Source organism: Pseudomonas sp. TH43, from assembly GCF_016650635.1.
Taxonomy (GTDB): domain Bacteria; phylum Pseudomonadota; class Gammaproteobacteria; order Pseudomonadales; family Pseudomonadaceae; genus Aquipseudomonas.
In genome coordinates this window covers 1523400-1539242 of the sequence record NZ_JAEKFI010000004.1, presented here as the reverse complement: position 1 = coordinate 1539242, position 15843 = coordinate 1523400, and the positions used below count along the sequence as shown (strand labels likewise).

14 protein-coding genes are annotated in these 15843 nt (G+C 60.6%); 7 read left to right on the top strand and 7 right to left on the bottom strand.

Annotated features, from left to right (window positions below):
* Nucleotides 1-43 precede the first annotated feature (43 nt).
* From JFT81_RS23445 to aspA, 5 genes are all read right to left on the bottom strand, one after another.
* Nucleotides 44-1069 carry a histone deacetylase family protein gene (locus JFT81_RS23445; protein ID WP_201229399.1) on the bottom strand — a complete coding sequence of 342 codons (1026 nt, stop codon included), beginning with the start codon at nucleotides 1067-1069 and terminating at the stop codon, nucleotides 44-46.
* A gap of 232 nt (nucleotides 1070-1301) precedes the next feature.
* Nucleotides 1302-2297: an AraC family transcriptional regulator gene (locus tag JFT81_RS23440; RefSeq protein ID WP_201229398.1), complete on the bottom strand. Its 996-nt coding sequence runs from the start codon at nucleotides 2295-2297 to the stop codon at nucleotides 1302-1304.
* Between the two features lie 163 nt (nucleotides 2298-2460).
* Nucleotides 2461-3465: an asparaginase gene (locus tag JFT81_RS23435; protein WP_201229397.1), complete on the bottom strand. Its 1005-nt coding sequence runs from the start codon at nucleotides 3463-3465 to the stop codon at nucleotides 2461-2463.
* A 168-nt stretch (nucleotides 3466-3633) separates the two neighbouring features.
* Nucleotides 3634-5082, bottom strand: a complete 1449-nt coding sequence (locus tag JFT81_RS23430; RefSeq protein WP_201229395.1) for an alanine/glycine:cation symporter family protein — start codon at nucleotides 5080-5082, stop codon at nucleotides 3634-3636.
* Between the two features lie 610 nt (nucleotides 5083-5692).
* On the bottom strand, nucleotides 5693-7117 hold the full coding sequence (aspA, locus tag JFT81_RS23425; RefSeq protein ID WP_201229393.1) for an aspartate ammonia-lyase: 1425 nt from the start codon (nucleotides 7115-7117) through the stop codon (nucleotides 5693-5695).
* Between the two features lie 180 nt (nucleotides 7118-7297).
* Between aspA and JFT81_RS23420 the strand changes: the two genes are divergently transcribed.
* The 5 genes from JFT81_RS23420 to JFT81_RS23400 all read left to right on the top strand — a co-directional run bounded on the left by JFT81_RS23420 (nucleotide 7298) and on the right by JFT81_RS23400 (nucleotide 11082).
* Complete coding sequence (locus JFT81_RS23420) at nucleotides 7298-8206, top strand: LysR substrate-binding domain-containing protein (RefSeq protein ID WP_201229391.1); 909 nt, start codon at nucleotides 7298-7300, stop codon at nucleotides 8204-8206.
* Between the two features lie 309 nt (nucleotides 8207-8515).
* On the top strand, nucleotides 8516-9007 hold the full coding sequence (gene purE / locus JFT81_RS23415) for a 5-(carboxyamino)imidazole ribonucleotide mutase (protein WP_007920220.1): 492 nt from the start codon (nucleotides 8516-8518) through the stop codon (nucleotides 9005-9007).
* A 10-nt stretch (nucleotides 9008-9017) separates the two neighbouring features.
* A complete protein-coding gene (locus JFT81_RS23410) occupies nucleotides 9018-10100 on the top strand; it encodes a 5-(carboxyamino)imidazole ribonucleotide synthase (protein WP_201229389.1) in 1083 nt (360 codons plus the stop codon).
* A 109-nt stretch (nucleotides 10101-10209) separates the two neighbouring features.
* The gene (locus JFT81_RS23405; protein WP_003229635.1) at nucleotides 10210-10455 is read left to right on the top strand and encodes a GlsB/YeaQ/YmgE family stress response membrane protein; all 246 of its coding nucleotides are present in this window, start codon (nucleotides 10210-10212) and stop codon (nucleotides 10453-10455) included.
* Nucleotides 10456-10545: 90 nt separating this feature from the next.
* On the top strand, nucleotides 10546-11082 hold the full coding sequence (locus tag JFT81_RS23400) for a DUF3299 domain-containing protein (RefSeq protein ID WP_201147242.1): 537 nt from the start codon (nucleotides 10546-10548) through the stop codon (nucleotides 11080-11082).
* Between the two features lie 158 nt (nucleotides 11083-11240).
* Here the strand turns inward: JFT81_RS23400 and JFT81_RS23395 are convergent, their stop codons facing one another.
* Both JFT81_RS23395 and JFT81_RS23390 read right to left on the bottom strand, forming a co-directional pair.
* Nucleotides 11241-12140 (bottom strand): D-hexose-6-phosphate mutarotase, encoded by a 900-nt coding sequence (locus tag JFT81_RS23395; protein WP_201229388.1) that lies wholly within the window; start codon nucleotides 12138-12140, stop codon nucleotides 11241-11243.
* Nucleotides 12141-12197: 57 nt separating this feature from the next.
* Nucleotides 12198-12602, bottom strand: a complete 405-nt coding sequence (locus JFT81_RS23390) for an acyl-CoA thioesterase (protein WP_003229628.1) — start codon at nucleotides 12600-12602, stop codon at nucleotides 12198-12200.
* Nucleotides 12603-12977: 375 nt separating this feature from the next.
* On the opposite strand from JFT81_RS23390, the gene JFT81_RS23385 reads away from it, so the two are divergent.
* Nucleotides 12978-14276 carry an MFS transporter gene (locus JFT81_RS23385; RefSeq protein WP_201229387.1) on the top strand — a complete coding sequence of 433 codons (1299 nt, stop codon included), beginning with the start codon at nucleotides 12978-12980 and terminating at the stop codon, nucleotides 14274-14276.
* A 232-nt stretch (nucleotides 14277-14508) separates the two neighbouring features.
* On the top strand, nucleotides 14509-15510 hold the full coding sequence (locus JFT81_RS23380; protein WP_034152107.1) for a phosphate ABC transporter substrate-binding protein PstS: 1002 nt from the start codon (nucleotides 14509-14511) through the stop codon (nucleotides 15508-15510).
* The last annotated feature ends 333 nt before the right edge of the window (nucleotides 15511-15843 follow it).

The window sequence follows — 15843 nt, the reverse complement described above, 5'->3', positions numbered from 1 at the left end:
CAAAGGGGCGGATCAGCCGGGACGGTGAGGCGCTTGAGCCCGTTCATTGCTCGAACCCTTCAAGCACGTTCACCGCATTGATGCCGATTTCTTCGACCGCGTAGCCACCTTCCATGACAAACAGCGTCGGTTTGCCGAGGGCGGCAATACGTTTACCCATCGCCAGATAATCCGGGCTGTCGAGTTTGAATTGCGAGATCGGGTCGTCCTTGAAGGTATCGACACCCAGCGACACCACGATGATGTCGGCACCGTAGCGGTCGATCTCGTCGCAGGCCTGCTCCAGCGCGGCGCTCCAGGCGTCCCAGCCGGAACCGGCGGGCAGCGGGTAGTTGAAGTTGCAGCCTTCACCCACACCTTCACCACGTTCATCTTCATAGCCGAGGAAGAATGGAAACTCCGCTTCCGGGTGACCGTGGATCGAGGTGAACAACACATCGTTGCGCGCGTAGAAAATCGACTGGGTGCCGTTGCCGTGGTGATAGTCGACGTCGAGGATCGCCACTTTGCCGTGGCCTTGATCGAGGAAGGCTTGAGCAGCGATGGCGGCGTTGTTGAGGTAGCAATAACCGCCCATCAAGTCGCCGGCGGCGTGGTGCCCCGGTGGACGACACAGTGCGAAAGCGCTGCGTGCGCCGCGCTGGATGGCCGCTTGGGCGGTCAATGCAACCTGCGCTGCGCTGTACGCGGCCTGCCAGGTGCCGGCAGTGATCGGTGCGCCGCCGTCGAAACTGTAATAACCGAGTTGGCCGTGCAGGCTGGTCGGTTTGATCGAGCGCAACGTGCGCGCCGGCCAGGTGTAGGGAAGCAGATCGCCGTCGGTATTGAATTCAGTCCAGCGTGCCCATGCGCCTTTGAAGAAGTCGAGATAGTCGCGGCTGTGGATGCGGGCGATCGGTTCCAGACCGAAATCCTGCGGCGCCTCGACGGGCCCCAGGTTCTGCTTTTGTACGCGTTGCAGCACGTGGTCGGCGCGCGACGGCATCTCGAAGCAGGGCTTGAGCTGACCTTCGATCAATTCGCAGCGGCCATGGTGCAGGTGGTGATCGTCTGAGTAGATCGTCAGCATTTGTTGTTCTCCGCAGGGCTGATTCGGTTGTCCACAGTGTTGCGGCGCCAGTTGAATCGGAGAACGGCAGGAAAGGCCAAAAGGGGATTGATATGGCCAAAAATACTGACCGCAATTCGCCCCTTTTTATTGTAGGAGCAGAGTTGCTCGCGAAGGCGTCATCACCTTCAACATTATGTGTCGATGGATCGGGCGCTTTCGCGAGCAGAGCTGCTCCTGCAGCGGGCGTGTTTCAATGCGGGCGGAATTGGCTCGGCGCGACGCCGCTCCAGCGCACAAACGCATGACGAAAACTGGCGGTCTCACTGAAGCCGAGGGTTTCGGCGATGCGGTAGATCGGCAGTTGATCCTCACACAGCATCTGCTTGGCTCGCTCAAAGCGCAGCTCATCGAGTAACTCCTGATAGCTGCTGCCCATGTCTTTGAGGTGCCGTCGCAGCGTGCGTGGCGAGCACTTCATCTGCTGCGCCAGACCTTCCAGCCCCGGTGCCGCATTCAACTGCGCGCTGAGCAATTGGCGAATCCGCCCCAGCCACGCCTGGCGTCCGGTGAACTCGAGGTTCTGCTTGCGGCAACGTTCGGCCATGGCTTGGTGGGTAATGGCATCGGCCAGTGGCAGCGGTTGATCGAGCCAGTGCCGGTCGAAGGCGAACGCGTTGTCCTTGGCGCCGAAATGCAACGGGCTGTCGAAGTGTTCGGCGTAGCTATCGCGGTAATCCGGCGCGGCGTGTTCAAACCGGGTGGCCAGCAGCGGTAGCGGATGCCCAAGCAGGTCGTCGCAAATGACTTTCAGCGATACCAGGCAAAACTCGGCATTGAACGCTGCCATCGCCGGGCTCTCGCGATAATCCGCCGCGACAAACCAGACGCGCTCGCCATCGTCTTCCAGGCTCAATTCGAAAAGTGTTCCCAGCAGCGCCGGATACCGGATCGCCAGGCGCAAAGCGTCACCGAAGGTGGCACAGGTCAGCAGGGCGTAACCGAGCATGCCGTAACAGGAAACATGCATGCGCCGGCCCAGCTCCAGGCCGATGTCATGCTTGAGTGCGACCGCGTTGGCGCAGACCTGCATCTCCTGATTGGTGGTGATTCGTGTGTCGGCACGCTGCAGATCCGCCGCACTGATGCCGCTGCCAGCAAGCAGCGCCTCGCTCGACAGACCTTCGGCCTTGAAGGTGTTGAGCACCAGGGAGACGGCGTTGAGGGTGGTGAGGTGGGAGTGGAGCATGGGAGCTTCCAGCCTTGAGATGGCTGGAATGCAGCAATTTATATGCCGTACGCGGTCCTTGTAGGAGCAAGGCTTGCCCGCGAAGAACGATGACACGGTGTATCTGTGTCATCGAGGTGGGCCCTTCGCGGGCAAGCCTTGCTCCTACAAGGGCGGGGTGGTGTCAGAGGAGTTCGCCGCAGAGGTCGAGTTCGATCAGTCGGCGGACTTCTTCAGTTTCAAGCCCAGCACCGAGCAAGCCGTGTAACTTGCCGAACGCTGCCTCGCGAGTCATGCCGCCACCGGACAATACGCCGACACCGCGCAATCGACTACCAGCCTCGTAAACATCCAGCTCGACGCCACCCTCATGGCATTGCGTCACGGCAACGACTACCACGCCGTTATCCCGCGCGCGACCAAGGCTCGCCAGAAACTGCGGGTTGTCGCTCGGCCCGGTGCCACTGCCATAGCACTCCAGCACCAGACCCTGAATGCCACTGTCGAGCAGGCCATCGAGGACTTCGGCGCTGATGCCAGGGAACAGTGGCAACACGGCAACCTTGGCCAGTTGCTTCGGCTGGTTGTAGTTCAACGACGCAGCAATCGAAGCGGCTTTCACGCCGCCGCCCTGACGCTCCAGACGCTTGAACGGATGACGGCCGAAGCTGCGCACTTTCGCGCAACGGGTCGGCGCCAGCAGCTCACCGTGGAAGTACAGATGCACGCCCGGCGCCAGGCCTTGGCCGAGGGCGACCAGCGCGCCGCTGAGGTTTTCCCAGGCATCGCTGTCGGTGACGCCCGCCGGCAGCATCGAGCCGGTGAAGCACACGCGAGCCTGCAGCCCCAGCAACTGGAAACTCATCGCGGCGGCGCTGTAGGCCAAAGTATCGGTGCCGTGCAGAATCAGCACACTGTCACAGCCTTGCACATCAACAGCGTCGACCACCGCTTCGCGCAGTTGCTGCCAGTAGGCTGGGGTCATGTTGGCGCTGTCGATCAGCGGCGACATCTCACGAAAGCGCCACTGCGGCACGACCAGTTCTGGCTGACTGTGCAGGTACTCGCGCATCCGCGCTTCGAAGCCGGATGCAGGGGCCAGGCCGTTGGCGCTGGCCTGCATACCAATGGTGCCACCGGTGTAGAGCACCATGACGTGTTGGGCTGCGGGATAGGTCGACGAATTCATGGGGATTCTCCGAAAGGATACGGTCCTGTAGGAGCGAGCCTGCTCGCGAAAGCGGTGTGTCAGTCAACCTGTGTATTAACTGGCAGATTGCATTCGCGAGCAGGCTCGCTCCCACAGTTTTTTGAACTGTACCTGACGGGCGCAGGGGATGCGCCCGTCATTCACCTGTCAGCGTTGCGCTGCAGGCACGCCTTGCGGCTCGGCTTCAGTCTTGCCGGTAGCGGCAGACGGGTTGGCCGGCCAGGCGTTCAGGTCGAGGTCCAGATCAGCAAATTTGCTGGAGTCGAACACTGGCTGTTTGACGCCGGCGCGGCGCTGCCCGTCGTAGTCGCGCATCACGCGCATGCCGACCTTGAACAGCATGGCCAGGGCCACCAGGTTGACGAAGGCCAGGCAGGTCATGGTGATGTCGGCGAAGGCGAACACGGTCGAAAGATCCTGCATCGAACCCCATACCACCAGCGCCAGCACCAGGCCGCGGAAAACCATCAGCGCGGCACGGTTGCGGGTGAGGAACTGCAAGCTGTTCTCGCCCAGGTAGTAGTTGTAGAGGATGCAGGTGAAGACGAACAGCGACAGCGCGACGCTGACGAACATGCGACCCCAGTCACCGACCACGGCGGCCAGCGAGTTCTGAGTCAGAACGATGCCGTCACCTTCGAAGCCCGGCGTGTAGAAACCCGACAGCAGGATCAGCAGCGCGGTGCAGGTGCAGATCACGAAAGTGTCGAGGAACACGCTGAAAGCCTGAACCACGCCCTGGGCGCCAGGGTGTTTCACGGCGGCCACAGCGGCGACGTTCGGCGCACTGCCCAGGCCCGCTTCGTTGGCGAACACGCCACGCTTCACGCCCATGACGATGGCACTGCCGAGCAGGCCACCAAAGGCCGGGTCGAGACCGAAGGCGCTCTTGAAGATGGTTTCCAGCATGGCTGGCACGTGTTCGATCTGAGTGCCGATCACGTACAGGGTCACGCCGATATAGGCCAGGGTCTTGATCGGTACCAGCAGGTCGGACACCGAAGCGATGCGCTTGATGCCGCCGATGAAGGTGATGGCCAGCAACACCGCCAGGACGATACCGGTGTGTTGTGGGTTAAAGGCAAAGGCGTTTTGCAGCGAGTGCGTCACGGTGTAGGACTGCAGGCCAATAAAGGCGAAGCCGTAGGTGACCAGCAGCAGGACGGAGAACACCACTGCCATGCCTTTGAGTTTCAGGCCGTGCTGGATGTAGTAAGCCGGACCGCCACGGTACAGGCCATCGCCTTCGGCGCGCTTGTAGACCTGGGCCAGGGTGCATTCGAAGAAGCTGCTGGACATGCCGACCAGTGCGGTCACCCACATCCAGAACACCGCACCTGGACCACCGAGGGTCACGGCGATGCCGACACCCGCGATGTTGCCTGCACCGACACGGCCGGCGAGGCTGAGCATCAGGGCCTGGAACGAGCTGAGTTGCCCGGCGCTGCCTTTCAAGCTGTCGCGGAACACCGCGAACATGTGGAAGAAGTGGCGCAGTTGTACGAAACGCGAGCGAATCGTGAAGTAGCTACCGAGCCCGACAATGAGCACGATCAGTACTTTCCCTGAGAGGAAGTCGTTAATGACTTCGAGCATGGATTTTTCCTCGCTGTTTTTTGTGTAAGCAAATACTGGGCGGTCAGAAACATCGCGTTACACCGGTTTGCGCGCGGCACAACAGGTGGGGCGAGGGTTTCGTCCCGGATCCATTTCGCGGGTTTGTTATTAGTTCGGGTTTCGCATGGGTTATGGCCTCGTTACCGACGACCGCTCACGCGAAGAGGGGCGGCACTATACCGATCAGTGACGCGCCCGTCTGCACGGTAGTGGTGCAAGCGACGAAAACGAAGCTTTGAAGCACCCGACGTTACCGGCGCCGGGCTTGTACGGGGACTGCTCCTCTATGGACTCAACCCCCGTGGCGAGGGGATTCATCCCCGTTCGGCTGCGAAGCAGTCGCAAAACCATCGCACGCGGTGTACCTGATACATCGCGATAGCAGGTATTGGGGCCGCTTCGCGACCCAACGGGGATAAATCCCCTCGCCACAAAGGCTTACCTCCACATTGTTCAGTCCCCAGACATACGGTTTTCTCTGCCAAACAGTTAAAAAAAAGGGCTTGGGGACTAAATCCCCAAGCCCTCAAAAGGTGAGAGGTGTCTAGTCCCTCGACCTGGTGAGCGGTGCTACAAGTAACGTGTCGGTTCAGCCTTTGAGCGGAACCAGACGCGGAGCAATCATGTTTTCCGGGCGCAGGATGTCGGCGAGCATGGCTTCGTCGAGCAGACCTTCTTCGCGCACCAGTTCCAGCACGCCGCGGCCGCTTTCAAGAGCGAGGCCGGCGATACGGGTGGCGTTTTTGTAGCCGATGTACGGGTTCAGTGCGGTGACCAGACCGATCGAGTGCTCGACCAGTTCACGGCAACGCGCTTCGTTGGCGGTGATGCCGACGATGCAGTGCTCGCGCAGCATGTCCATGGCGCGTTGCAGCAGGCGGATCGAGTCGAAGATCTTGAAGGCGATCAGCGGCTCCATCACGTTCAGTTGCAGCTGGCCGCCTTCGGCTGCCATGGTCAGCGCCAAGTCGTTACCGATGACCTGGAAGGCCACCTGGTTAACGGCTTCCGGAATAACCGGGTTGACCTTGCCAGGCATGATCGAGCTGCCTGGCTGACGCGCCGGCAGGTTGATTTCATTGATGCCGGTGCGTGGGCCGCTGGACAGCAGGCGCAGGTCGTTGCAGATCTTCGACAGCTTCACCGCGGTGCGCTTGAGCATGCCGGAGAACAGTACGAAGGCGCCCATGTCGGAGGTCGCTTCGATCAGGTCGGCAGCAGGCACCAGCGGTTGACCGCTGATCAGCGCCAGACGCTGTACAGCCAGCGCTTGATAACGCGGGTCGGCGTTGATGCCGGTACCAATGGCGGTGCCGCCCAGGTTCACTTCAGTCAGCAGTTCCGGGGCCAGCGTCTTCAGACGGGCCAGGTCTTCGCCCATGGTGGTGGCGAAAGCACGGAATTCCTGACCGAGAGTCATCGGCACGGCGTCTTGCAGCTGGGTACGGCCCATCTTCAGGACGTGGTTGAATTCCTGGCCCTTGGCCGCGAATGCCTGAATCAGGCTGTCGAGGCTGGCCAGCAGCGCGTCGTGACCCAGCAGCAGACCCAGGCGGATAGCCGTTGGGTAAGCGTCGTTGGTCGACTGCGCCATGTTGACGTCGTCGTTCGGGTGCAGGTACTGGTATTCGCCTTTCTGATGACCCATTGCTTCGAGCGCAATGTTGGCGATCACTTCGTTGGCGTTCATGTTGGTGGAAGTACCGGCGCCACCTTGAATCATGTCGACCACGAACTCTTCGTGGAAATCACCGCGGATCAATCGTGCACAGGCTTCGCTGATGGCAGCGTGCTTGGCTTCGCTCAGATGACCCAACTCACGGTTGGCGTCAGCAGCGGCCTGTTTGACCATTGCCAGACCGACAACCAGTTTCGGGTAATGCGAGATCGGAACGCCGGAGAGACGGAAGTTGTTCACCGCTCGCAGGGTCTGGATGCCGTAATACGCTTGAGCCGGTACTTCGAGGGCGCCAAGCAGGTCGTTTTCTGTGCGGAAAGATGCAGCGGAGGACATGATAGAAATCATCTCGATATGGACCCGGTCTATGCCGGAACGCTGCGAATGCTAGGCTTGTGGGAAATTTTGGGCCAATGCTGTTAAGCACTGGCCTATGCACATTCGGCATAATGCCCGTGTGACGCCGCGTGCGCGGCAGACGTGTGACCTGTTTTGGTGCGTGTCCGGGAGGACGTGATGAATCTGGAAAGCAAATGGCTCGAGGACTTCAGTGCTCTGGCCGCCACCCGCAGCTTCTCGCAGGCAGCCGAACGGCGCTTCGTGACTCAGCCAGCGTTCAGTCGACGGATCCGCAGTCTGGAGGCCGCGCTGGGGCTGACATTGGTCAACCGCTCGCGCACGCCGGTCGAACTGACGGCGGCGGGGCAGTTGTTTCTGGTGACCGCGCGCACCGTGGTCGAACAACTCGGCGAAGTATTGCGCCACCTTCATCACCTTGAAGGTGGGCAGGGTGAAGTGATGCAGGTTGCGGCTGCTCACTCGCTGGCGCTGGGCTTCTTCCCGCGCTGGATCGCGCAGTTGCGTAATGAAGGGCTGAACATCGCCACGCGGCTGGTCGCGACCAACGTTGGCGATGCGGTGCATGCGTTGCGCGAAGGCGGTTGCGACTTGATGCTGGCGTTCTACGACCCGGACGCTGCCATGCAGATGGACCCGGAGATCTTCCCGTCGCTGCACCTGGGTCAGACTGAAATGCTCCCGGTGTGCGCGGCGGATGCCGATGGCAAGCCGCTGTTCGACCTTGAAGGCGACGCCAGCGTGCCGTTGCTCGCTTACAGCGCCGGGGCATTTCTCGGGCGTTCGGTGAATGGCTTGCTGCGTCAGCGAGCGTTGCGCTTCACCACGATCTACGAGACCGCGATGGCCGACAGCCTCAAAAGCATGGCGCTGGAAGGGCTCGGCATCGCCTGGGTGCCGCAACTGAGCGTGCGTGCTGAACTGGCGCGCGGCGAACTCGTTGTCTGCGGCGGCCCGCAATGGCACGTGCCACTGGAGATCCGCCTCTATCGCTGCGCCTTGGTGCGCAAAGCCAACGTGCGATTGCTGTGGCGCAAGCTTGAAGGCGGCGCCGCGCAAGCTTCCTGAACCCGATGAAGCCCTTGTAGGAGCACAGCTTGCTGGCGAAGGCGTCCGTCAAATCGCCTTCGCCGGCAAGCCGTGCTCCTACAGGGGATTTGTGATGTCTCGGCGCTGACCTCCAAGTCAATAAAACCGGGCATTTGCGGCAGATGACAGATGGTCGCGCAGGGGGCTGTTTATTGCTTTCTTTGCGGTATACTGCGCGGCCTTCGGCCGGCACGTCCGGCCATTTTTCGTACAATCAAGCCACGCAACCTGCGTGGCTTGTTGTTTTATGACGCGCCTGCGGGCGCTCCAGAGAGAAGAGGCGCGACGATGAGTGCACTGGTTGGCGTGATCATGGGCTCCAAGTCCGATTGGTCCACCCTTAGCCACACCGCCGATATGCTGGAAAAGCTCGGCATCCCTTACGAGGTGAAAGTGGTCTCTGCCCACCGCACCCCGGATCTGCTGTTCCAGTACGCCGAAGAGGCCGAAAGCCGCGGCATCGAGGTGATTATCGCCGGCGCCGGTGGCGCAGCTCACTTGCCAGGCATGTGTGCGGCCAAGACCCACTTGCCGGTGCTGGGTGTGCCGGTGCAGTCGGCCATGCTCTCGGGCGTCGATTCGCTGCTGTCGATCGTGCAGATGCCAGCGGGCATTCCGGTTGCCACCCTGGCCATCGGCAAAGCCGGCGCGATCAACGCCGCGCTGCTCTCGGCGAGCATCCTCGGCGCCAAGCATCCGCAGTTCCACGCGGTACTGAAAACCTTCCGTGCCGAGCAGACAGACAGCGTCCTGGACAATCCAGACCCACGTATTGCCTGAGGTTGTTGAGATGAAGATCGGTGTAATCGGTGGCGGCCAGTTGGGCCGCATGTTGGCCCTGGCGGGCACCCCGCTGGGCATGAACTTCGCTTTCCTCGACCCTGCGCCGGACGCTTGCGCCGCGGCGTTGGGCGAACACCTGCGGGCCGATTACGGCGATCAGGATCATCTGCGCCAGTTGGCCGATGAAGTCGATCTGGTGACCTTCGAGTTCGAAAGCGTCCCGGCCGAAACCGTCGCGTTCCTCTCGCAATTCGTCCCCGTCTATCCGAGTGCCGAAGCCCTGCGCATCGCTCGTGACCGCTGGTTCGAAAAGAGCATGTTCAAGGATCTGGGCATCCCGACTCCGGCGTTCGCCGACATTCAGTCGCAAGCCGATCTGGATGCCGCCGTGGCCTCGATCGGTCTGCCGGCCGTGCTGAAAACCCGCACCCTGGGTTACGACGGCAAGGGCCAGAAAGTCCTGCGCAAGCCGGAAGACGTGGTTGGTACCTTCGCCGAACTGGGCAGCGTTGCCTGCCTGCTGGAAGGCTTCGTGCCATTCACCGGTGAAGTGTCGCTGATCGCCGTGCGTGCTCGCGATGGTGAAACGAAGTTCTACCCGTTGGTACACAACACCCACGACAGCGGCATTCTCAAGTTGTCGGTGGCCAGCACGGATCACCCGTTGCAGGCGTTGGCGGAAGACTACTCGAGCCGTGTGCTCAAGCAGTTGAACTACGTTGGCGTGATGGCGTTCGAGTTCTTTGAAGTCGACGGTGGTCTCAAGGCCAACGAAATCGCCCCGCGTGTCCACAACTCCGGGCACTGGACCACCGAAGGCGCCGAGTGCAGCCAGTTCGAAAATCACCTGCGCGCCGTTGCCGGCCTGCCGCTGGGTTCGACCGCCAAGGTTGGCGAGAGCGCGATGCTTAACTTCATCGGCGTTGTTCCGCCGGTTGAAAAGGTCATCGCCATCGAAGATTGCCATCTGCACCACTACGGCAAAGCTTTCAAGGCCGGGCGCAAGGTCGGTCACGCCAACCTGCGCTGCGCCGACATGGCCACGCTGCAGGCGCAGATCATCAAGGTCGAAGCGCTGATCGCCGAGTAAAACAGTTTCATGTGGCAGCGGCGGAACCATTGCGGGGCCGCCGTTCTCTCATGGCAGGATGCGAAAGTCTGACTAGGCTTCGCATATCGACCATTAAGAGGGAAATGTCATGGGAATTATCGGAACCATCTTTATCGGCTTGATCGTCGGCCTGTTGGCTCGGTTCCTGAAACCGGGCGATGACAGCATGGGCTGGATCATGACCATCCTCCTCGGTATCGGCGGTTCGCTGGCAGCTACTTACGGCGGCCAGGCTCTGGGCATCTATCAGGCGGGTCAGGGTGCAGGCTTTATCGGCGCACTGGTCGGCGCGATCGTTTTGCTGGTGATCTACGGTCTGATCAAAAAGAACTGATCCAAAGCGACAAAGCCCTCTCTGCCAAACAGGCGGGGAGGGCTAGAATGCTCGGCGACTGATTGTCCCTTCCTTTTACCGAGCTCCTCCATGCGCCGCATTTTGTTGACTCTCCTTTTCCTCGGCAGCGGTTTGGCCCACGCTGGCGAACTGCCGGAAACCGACTGGCTCGAACTGATGCCCAAGTCGGACCAGAAGGCCCTCGAGGCCATGCCTGAAATCGACCACAACTCCCCCGAAGCCACCGGTACCTTTACCGAGAAGGGCGGGATGAAGCAGGCCAAAGGTCTGCCGGCGGTGATGTATTCGACTAAAACCGTGGCGTCGATGAACGACAAGCACATCCGCATCGGCGGTTATCCGGTGCCGCTGGAATCCGATGCCAAGGGCCGCAGCACGTTGTTCTTCCTCGTGCCGTACCCGGGCGCATGCATCCACGTGCCGCCACCGCCGCCGAATCAACTGGTGCTGGTGCGTTATCCGAAGGGCTTGAAACTGGATGACATCTACACACCGTTGTGGGTAACCGGCACGCTGAAAGTCGAAAAGGTCAGCAATGATCTGGCTGACGCGGCGTATGCGCTGGAAGCAGACAAGGTGCGGGTGGTGCAGGAATCTGATCTCTAGACCTGCACAATAAGCCCTGTGGCGAGGGGATTTATCCCCGTTGGACTGCGCAGCAGGCCCAGCTCTTGATTTAAAAAGCGGGGGCCACTTCGCGACCCAACGGGAATAAATCCCCTCACCACAATCGCCCGCTGCCACATTTCGTTCTGCGTTAGGGTTTAGAGCGGTTTGCTGCCGACACTGACACCCATGGTATGGCTCGCACCCGGCGCCAGCGTTACGATGTCATCCATCACATTCGCCGTTTCGATGCACAACATGCGCTGCCAGCCATCGTTGTCCATGTCAGCCAGCGCGGCCGCGCGGTCGATCCACGGGTTCCAGATCACCGCTGTGCGCGAACCGGTGGCCGTCAGCACAATGCGCCGTTCCCACGTCGGATCAACAATGCTCAGCTGCGGCGGAGCGTCGAGGTAGATGCGGTCGGTCTCACCGGCAAAATGCAGATCACCTTGCTGAGTGGCCGTTTTCCAGTCATCCAGCGTCTCGATGTAATTCAAACCATCCACACCGTCGACATGCACATTGCGCACATCGCTGACCGCGAAATAGGTGTGCAGCGCCTGGCTGATGCTGACGGTCTCGCTACCCCGGTTGTGGCTGGTCAGGCTGAAGTGCAGTTGATCGGCCAGATGCAGGGTCAGGGTCAGATCAACCTGATGCGGCCAGCCTGGCAAGCCACCTTCGGGGGCGGGCAGCTTGAATTCGACCTTGATGCCGTCAGCCTCTGATTCGATGCCGCCCAGCGCCCAATCCATCGCCCGCACCAGACCGTGCGCGGGTGCCGGTTGCTCACCGGTGTACATGGCCTGCACGCTCTGCGGGTTGCGTTCGAACTTGCCGAACCACGGCCAGCACACCGGCACGCCGGCGCGGATGCTTTTGCCGGTCTTGAACTCGGCCTTGTCGTTGAGCCAGATGATCGGCGGCTGGCCATCGATCTGATAACTGAGGATGTGCGCGCCTTGCTGGGCTACCAGCACTTCGGCCTGACCGTGGCGGATGCGCCAGCAATTCAGTTCATCCAGTTTCACCGCTTCAACGTTGGGCGTGTTCATGGGACAGCTCTCGATCAGTAACAAGGACAACTATCGACCGTCAGACGGCCGCGATGTTTAACGCGCGCGCGGTGGCACCGAACGGGTGCGGCCGCTGCCGTCGATGGCAACGAAGACGAACACCGCTTCGGTCACTTTACGCCACTCGCTGGACAGCGGATCGTCGCTCCACACTTCGACCATCATCTGGATCGAGCTGCGACCGATTTCCAGGGTCTGGGTATAAAAGGACAACTGCGCGCCGACGGCCACTGGCACGAGGAACGCCATGCGGTCGATGGCGACGGTCGCCACACGGCCGCCGGCCACGCGGCTGGCCATCGCGGTGCCGGCCAAATCCATTTGCGCCACCAGCCAGCCGCCGAAAATATCGCCAAAGCCGTTGGTTTCGCGCGGGAGTGCGGTGATTTGCAGGGCCAGGTCGCCTTGCGGGATCGGATCTTCTTGTTCGAGCTCTATCATGCCGGGGGTGCCTCTGACCCGTGACTCTTGTTGGTATTGCTGGTGGTAGCCGTCTTCAGGAAAAACGATTCAGCACCGAACATACTACGTTCGTCACGTTTTCCATAAGGCGCCTGAAGGGAAACTCTGCGAAACCGGCTGCTCCCGAGCAAAGGGCGGGCCAACGACGTTTTCGCACAGCAACCCCCTACAAACCGGAGCAGGTTGCGAGTATATCGGTCGGTAGACTCCACGACGACCATCCGGTTCTCATTTCGACCGTCAAATACGCGCCTCTATGTGCTTTTTCGAACAATTTGCTATGGTGCCGAACCTGCCCAAGCCACCGCCAGCGTTGTTGTGGCGGCAGATCCGACTATAAGAGAAGCCCTTGCCATGACCACAGCGCCTTCGAGCCTCGCGCAGCCCGAGCAACCCGCACGACCGTTGACCCGCAATGACTACAAGACTCTGTCGCTGTCCGCCCTCGGTGGCGCGCTGGAGTTTTACGATTTCATCATCTTCGTTTTCTTCGCCACGGTGGTCGGCAAGCTGTTCTTCCCGGCTGACATGCCCGAGTGGCTGCGCATGATGCAGACCTTCGGCATTTTTGCTGCCGGTTACCTGGCGCGGCCACTGGGCGGCATCGTCATGGCGCATTTCGGCGACCTGCTGGGGCGCAAGAAGATGTTCACCCTGAGCATCTTCATGATGGCCGTGCCGACGCTGATCATGGGGCTGCTGCCGACGTATGCGCAGATCGGCCTGTGGGCGCCGATCCTTCTTCTATTGATGCGCGTGATTCAGGGCGCGGCGATTGGCGGCGAAGTGCCGGGGGCGTGGGTCTTCGTTTCCGAACACGTGCCGCAAAAGCACATGGGTTACGCCTGTGGCACGCTCACCAGTGGCCTGACCGCCGGCATCCTGCTCGGCTCGCTGGTCGCCACCGCGATCAACAGCATTTATACGCCTGCCGAAGTTTCCGATTACGCGTGGCGAATCCCGTTCCTGCTCGGCGGTGTCTTCGGTCTGTTCTCGGTGTACCTGCGCCGCTGGCTGCACGAAACCCCGGTGTTCGCCGAACTGCAACAACGCAAGGCGCTGGCTGAAGAAGTGCCGTTGCGCGCCGTATTGCGTGACCATCGTGGGGCGATTGCGATCTCGATGCTGCTGACCTGGCTGCTGTCCGCCGGGATCGTCGTGGTGATTCTGATGACCCCGACCGTGCTGCAAACGGTCTATAACTTCTCGCCGACGGTGGCCCTGCAATCGAACAGTCTGGCAATTGTGTTCCTGAGCATCGGCTGCATTATCTCCGGCGCGTTGGCGGATCGTTTTGGTGCCGGCCGCGTGTTCGTATTCGGTTGCCTGGGCTTGTTGATCAGCTCCTGGACTTTCTATCACAGCCTCGCCGCTCACCCGACCTGGCTGTTCCCGCTGTACGCGCTGACCGGTTTCCTGGTGGGCACCATCGGTGCGGTGCCGTATGTGATGGTCAAAGCGTTCCCGCCGGTGGTGCGCTTCAGTGGTTTGTCCTTCTCTTATAACGTTGCCTACGCGATTTTCGGCGGCCTGACGCCAATGGTGGTCAGCCTGCTGCTGAAAGAAAGCGCGATGGGGCCTGCCTACTACGTGGCGGTGCTGTGCACGGTGGGGATTCTGGTGGGGGCGTGGCTCTGGAAGAGGGGGCGCTGATCCGAAATCTGCTCCAGTAGTACCGGCCTCTTCGCGAGCAGGCTCGCTCCCACATTGGAATGCATTTCAATTGTGGGAGCGAGCCTGTTCGCGAGTGTGGCACCACGAATCATCCAGTCAAAACCCGAATGCTGGCCTTTCATCCAATTGTCATATTTCAGCCATAGAGTGTTCACACGGCCTGCTGATACTTGGCCCCGACTTAACACACCCTATCTGCTAGGAGTAAGGCATGAAACTGAAGCGTTTGATGGCGGCAATGACTTTTGTCGCTGCTGGCGTTGCGACTGCCAACGCGTTCGCCGCTGTTGACCCTGCTATCCCGAGCTACACCAAGACCACTGGTGTGTCGGGCAACCTGTCCAGCGTCGGCTCCGATACTCTGGCCAACCTCATGACCCTCTGGGCTGAGAACTACAAAAAAGAATACCCGAACGTAAACATCCAGATTCAGGCCGCTGGCTCCGCCACTGCGCCACCTGCGTTGACTGAAGGCACCTCCAACCTGGGCCCGATGAGCCGCAAGATGAAGGACACCGAACTGGCTGCCTTCGAGCAGAAGTACGGCTACAAGCCAACCGCTATCCCGGTTGCCGTGGACGCCCTGGCCGTGTTCGTACACAAAGACAACCCGATCCAGCACCTGACCATGGAACAGGTTGACGCGATTTTCTCGTCGACCCGTCTGTGCGGTGCCAAAGCCGACGTGAAAACCTGGGGTGACCTGGGCGTGACCGGTGACCTGGCCAACAAGCCAGTACAACTGTTCGGCCGTAACTCGGTATCCGGCACTTACGGCTACTTCAAAGAAGAAGCCCTGTGCAAAGGCGACTACAAGCCAAACGTCAACGAACAACCAGGCTCGGCTTCGGTCGTGCAGTCGATCAGCTCCTCGCTGAACGGCATCGGTTACTCGGGCATCGGCTACAAGACCGCCAGCGTGAAGACTGTTGCTCTGTCGAAGAAAGGCAGCACTGACTTCATCGAAGACACCGAAGAAAACGCCCTGAACGGCAAGTACCCGCTGTCGCGTTTCCTCTACGTTTACGTCAACAAGGCCCCGAACAAGCCTCTGGCTCCGCTGGAAGCTGAGTTCGTGAAACTGGTGCTGTCGAAACAGGGCCAGGAAGTTGTGGTGAAAGACGGCTACATCCCGCTGCCAGCCAAGGTTGCTGCAAAAGCACTGGCTGACCTGGGTCTGCAAGAAGGCGGCGCTGAAGTCGCAAAGAAGTAACACCGTAGGAGCCGAGCTTGCTCGCGATAGAGGCGCCACGGTTGAAACCGTGGTGCTGAAATGGCGGGCAACCACGGCCCTGTAGGAGCAAGGCTTGCCCGCGAAGGCATCGGCGCATTCAGCACCGATATCCCTGATAAACCGCTTTCGCGAGCAAGCTCAGCTCCTACAAATGCCGGCTCAGCCGGCCTCCAAATTTTCGATCCGCTGCCAGTGCCCGCTGGCGGTGGATTTGCTGCGTCACTGCATTGTCATCTTTCTGTCATACAGGATCGCTAGGGTGTGCGCATGAATGATCTGGCCAATTCCACAATGACTACGACTTCCCCTCCC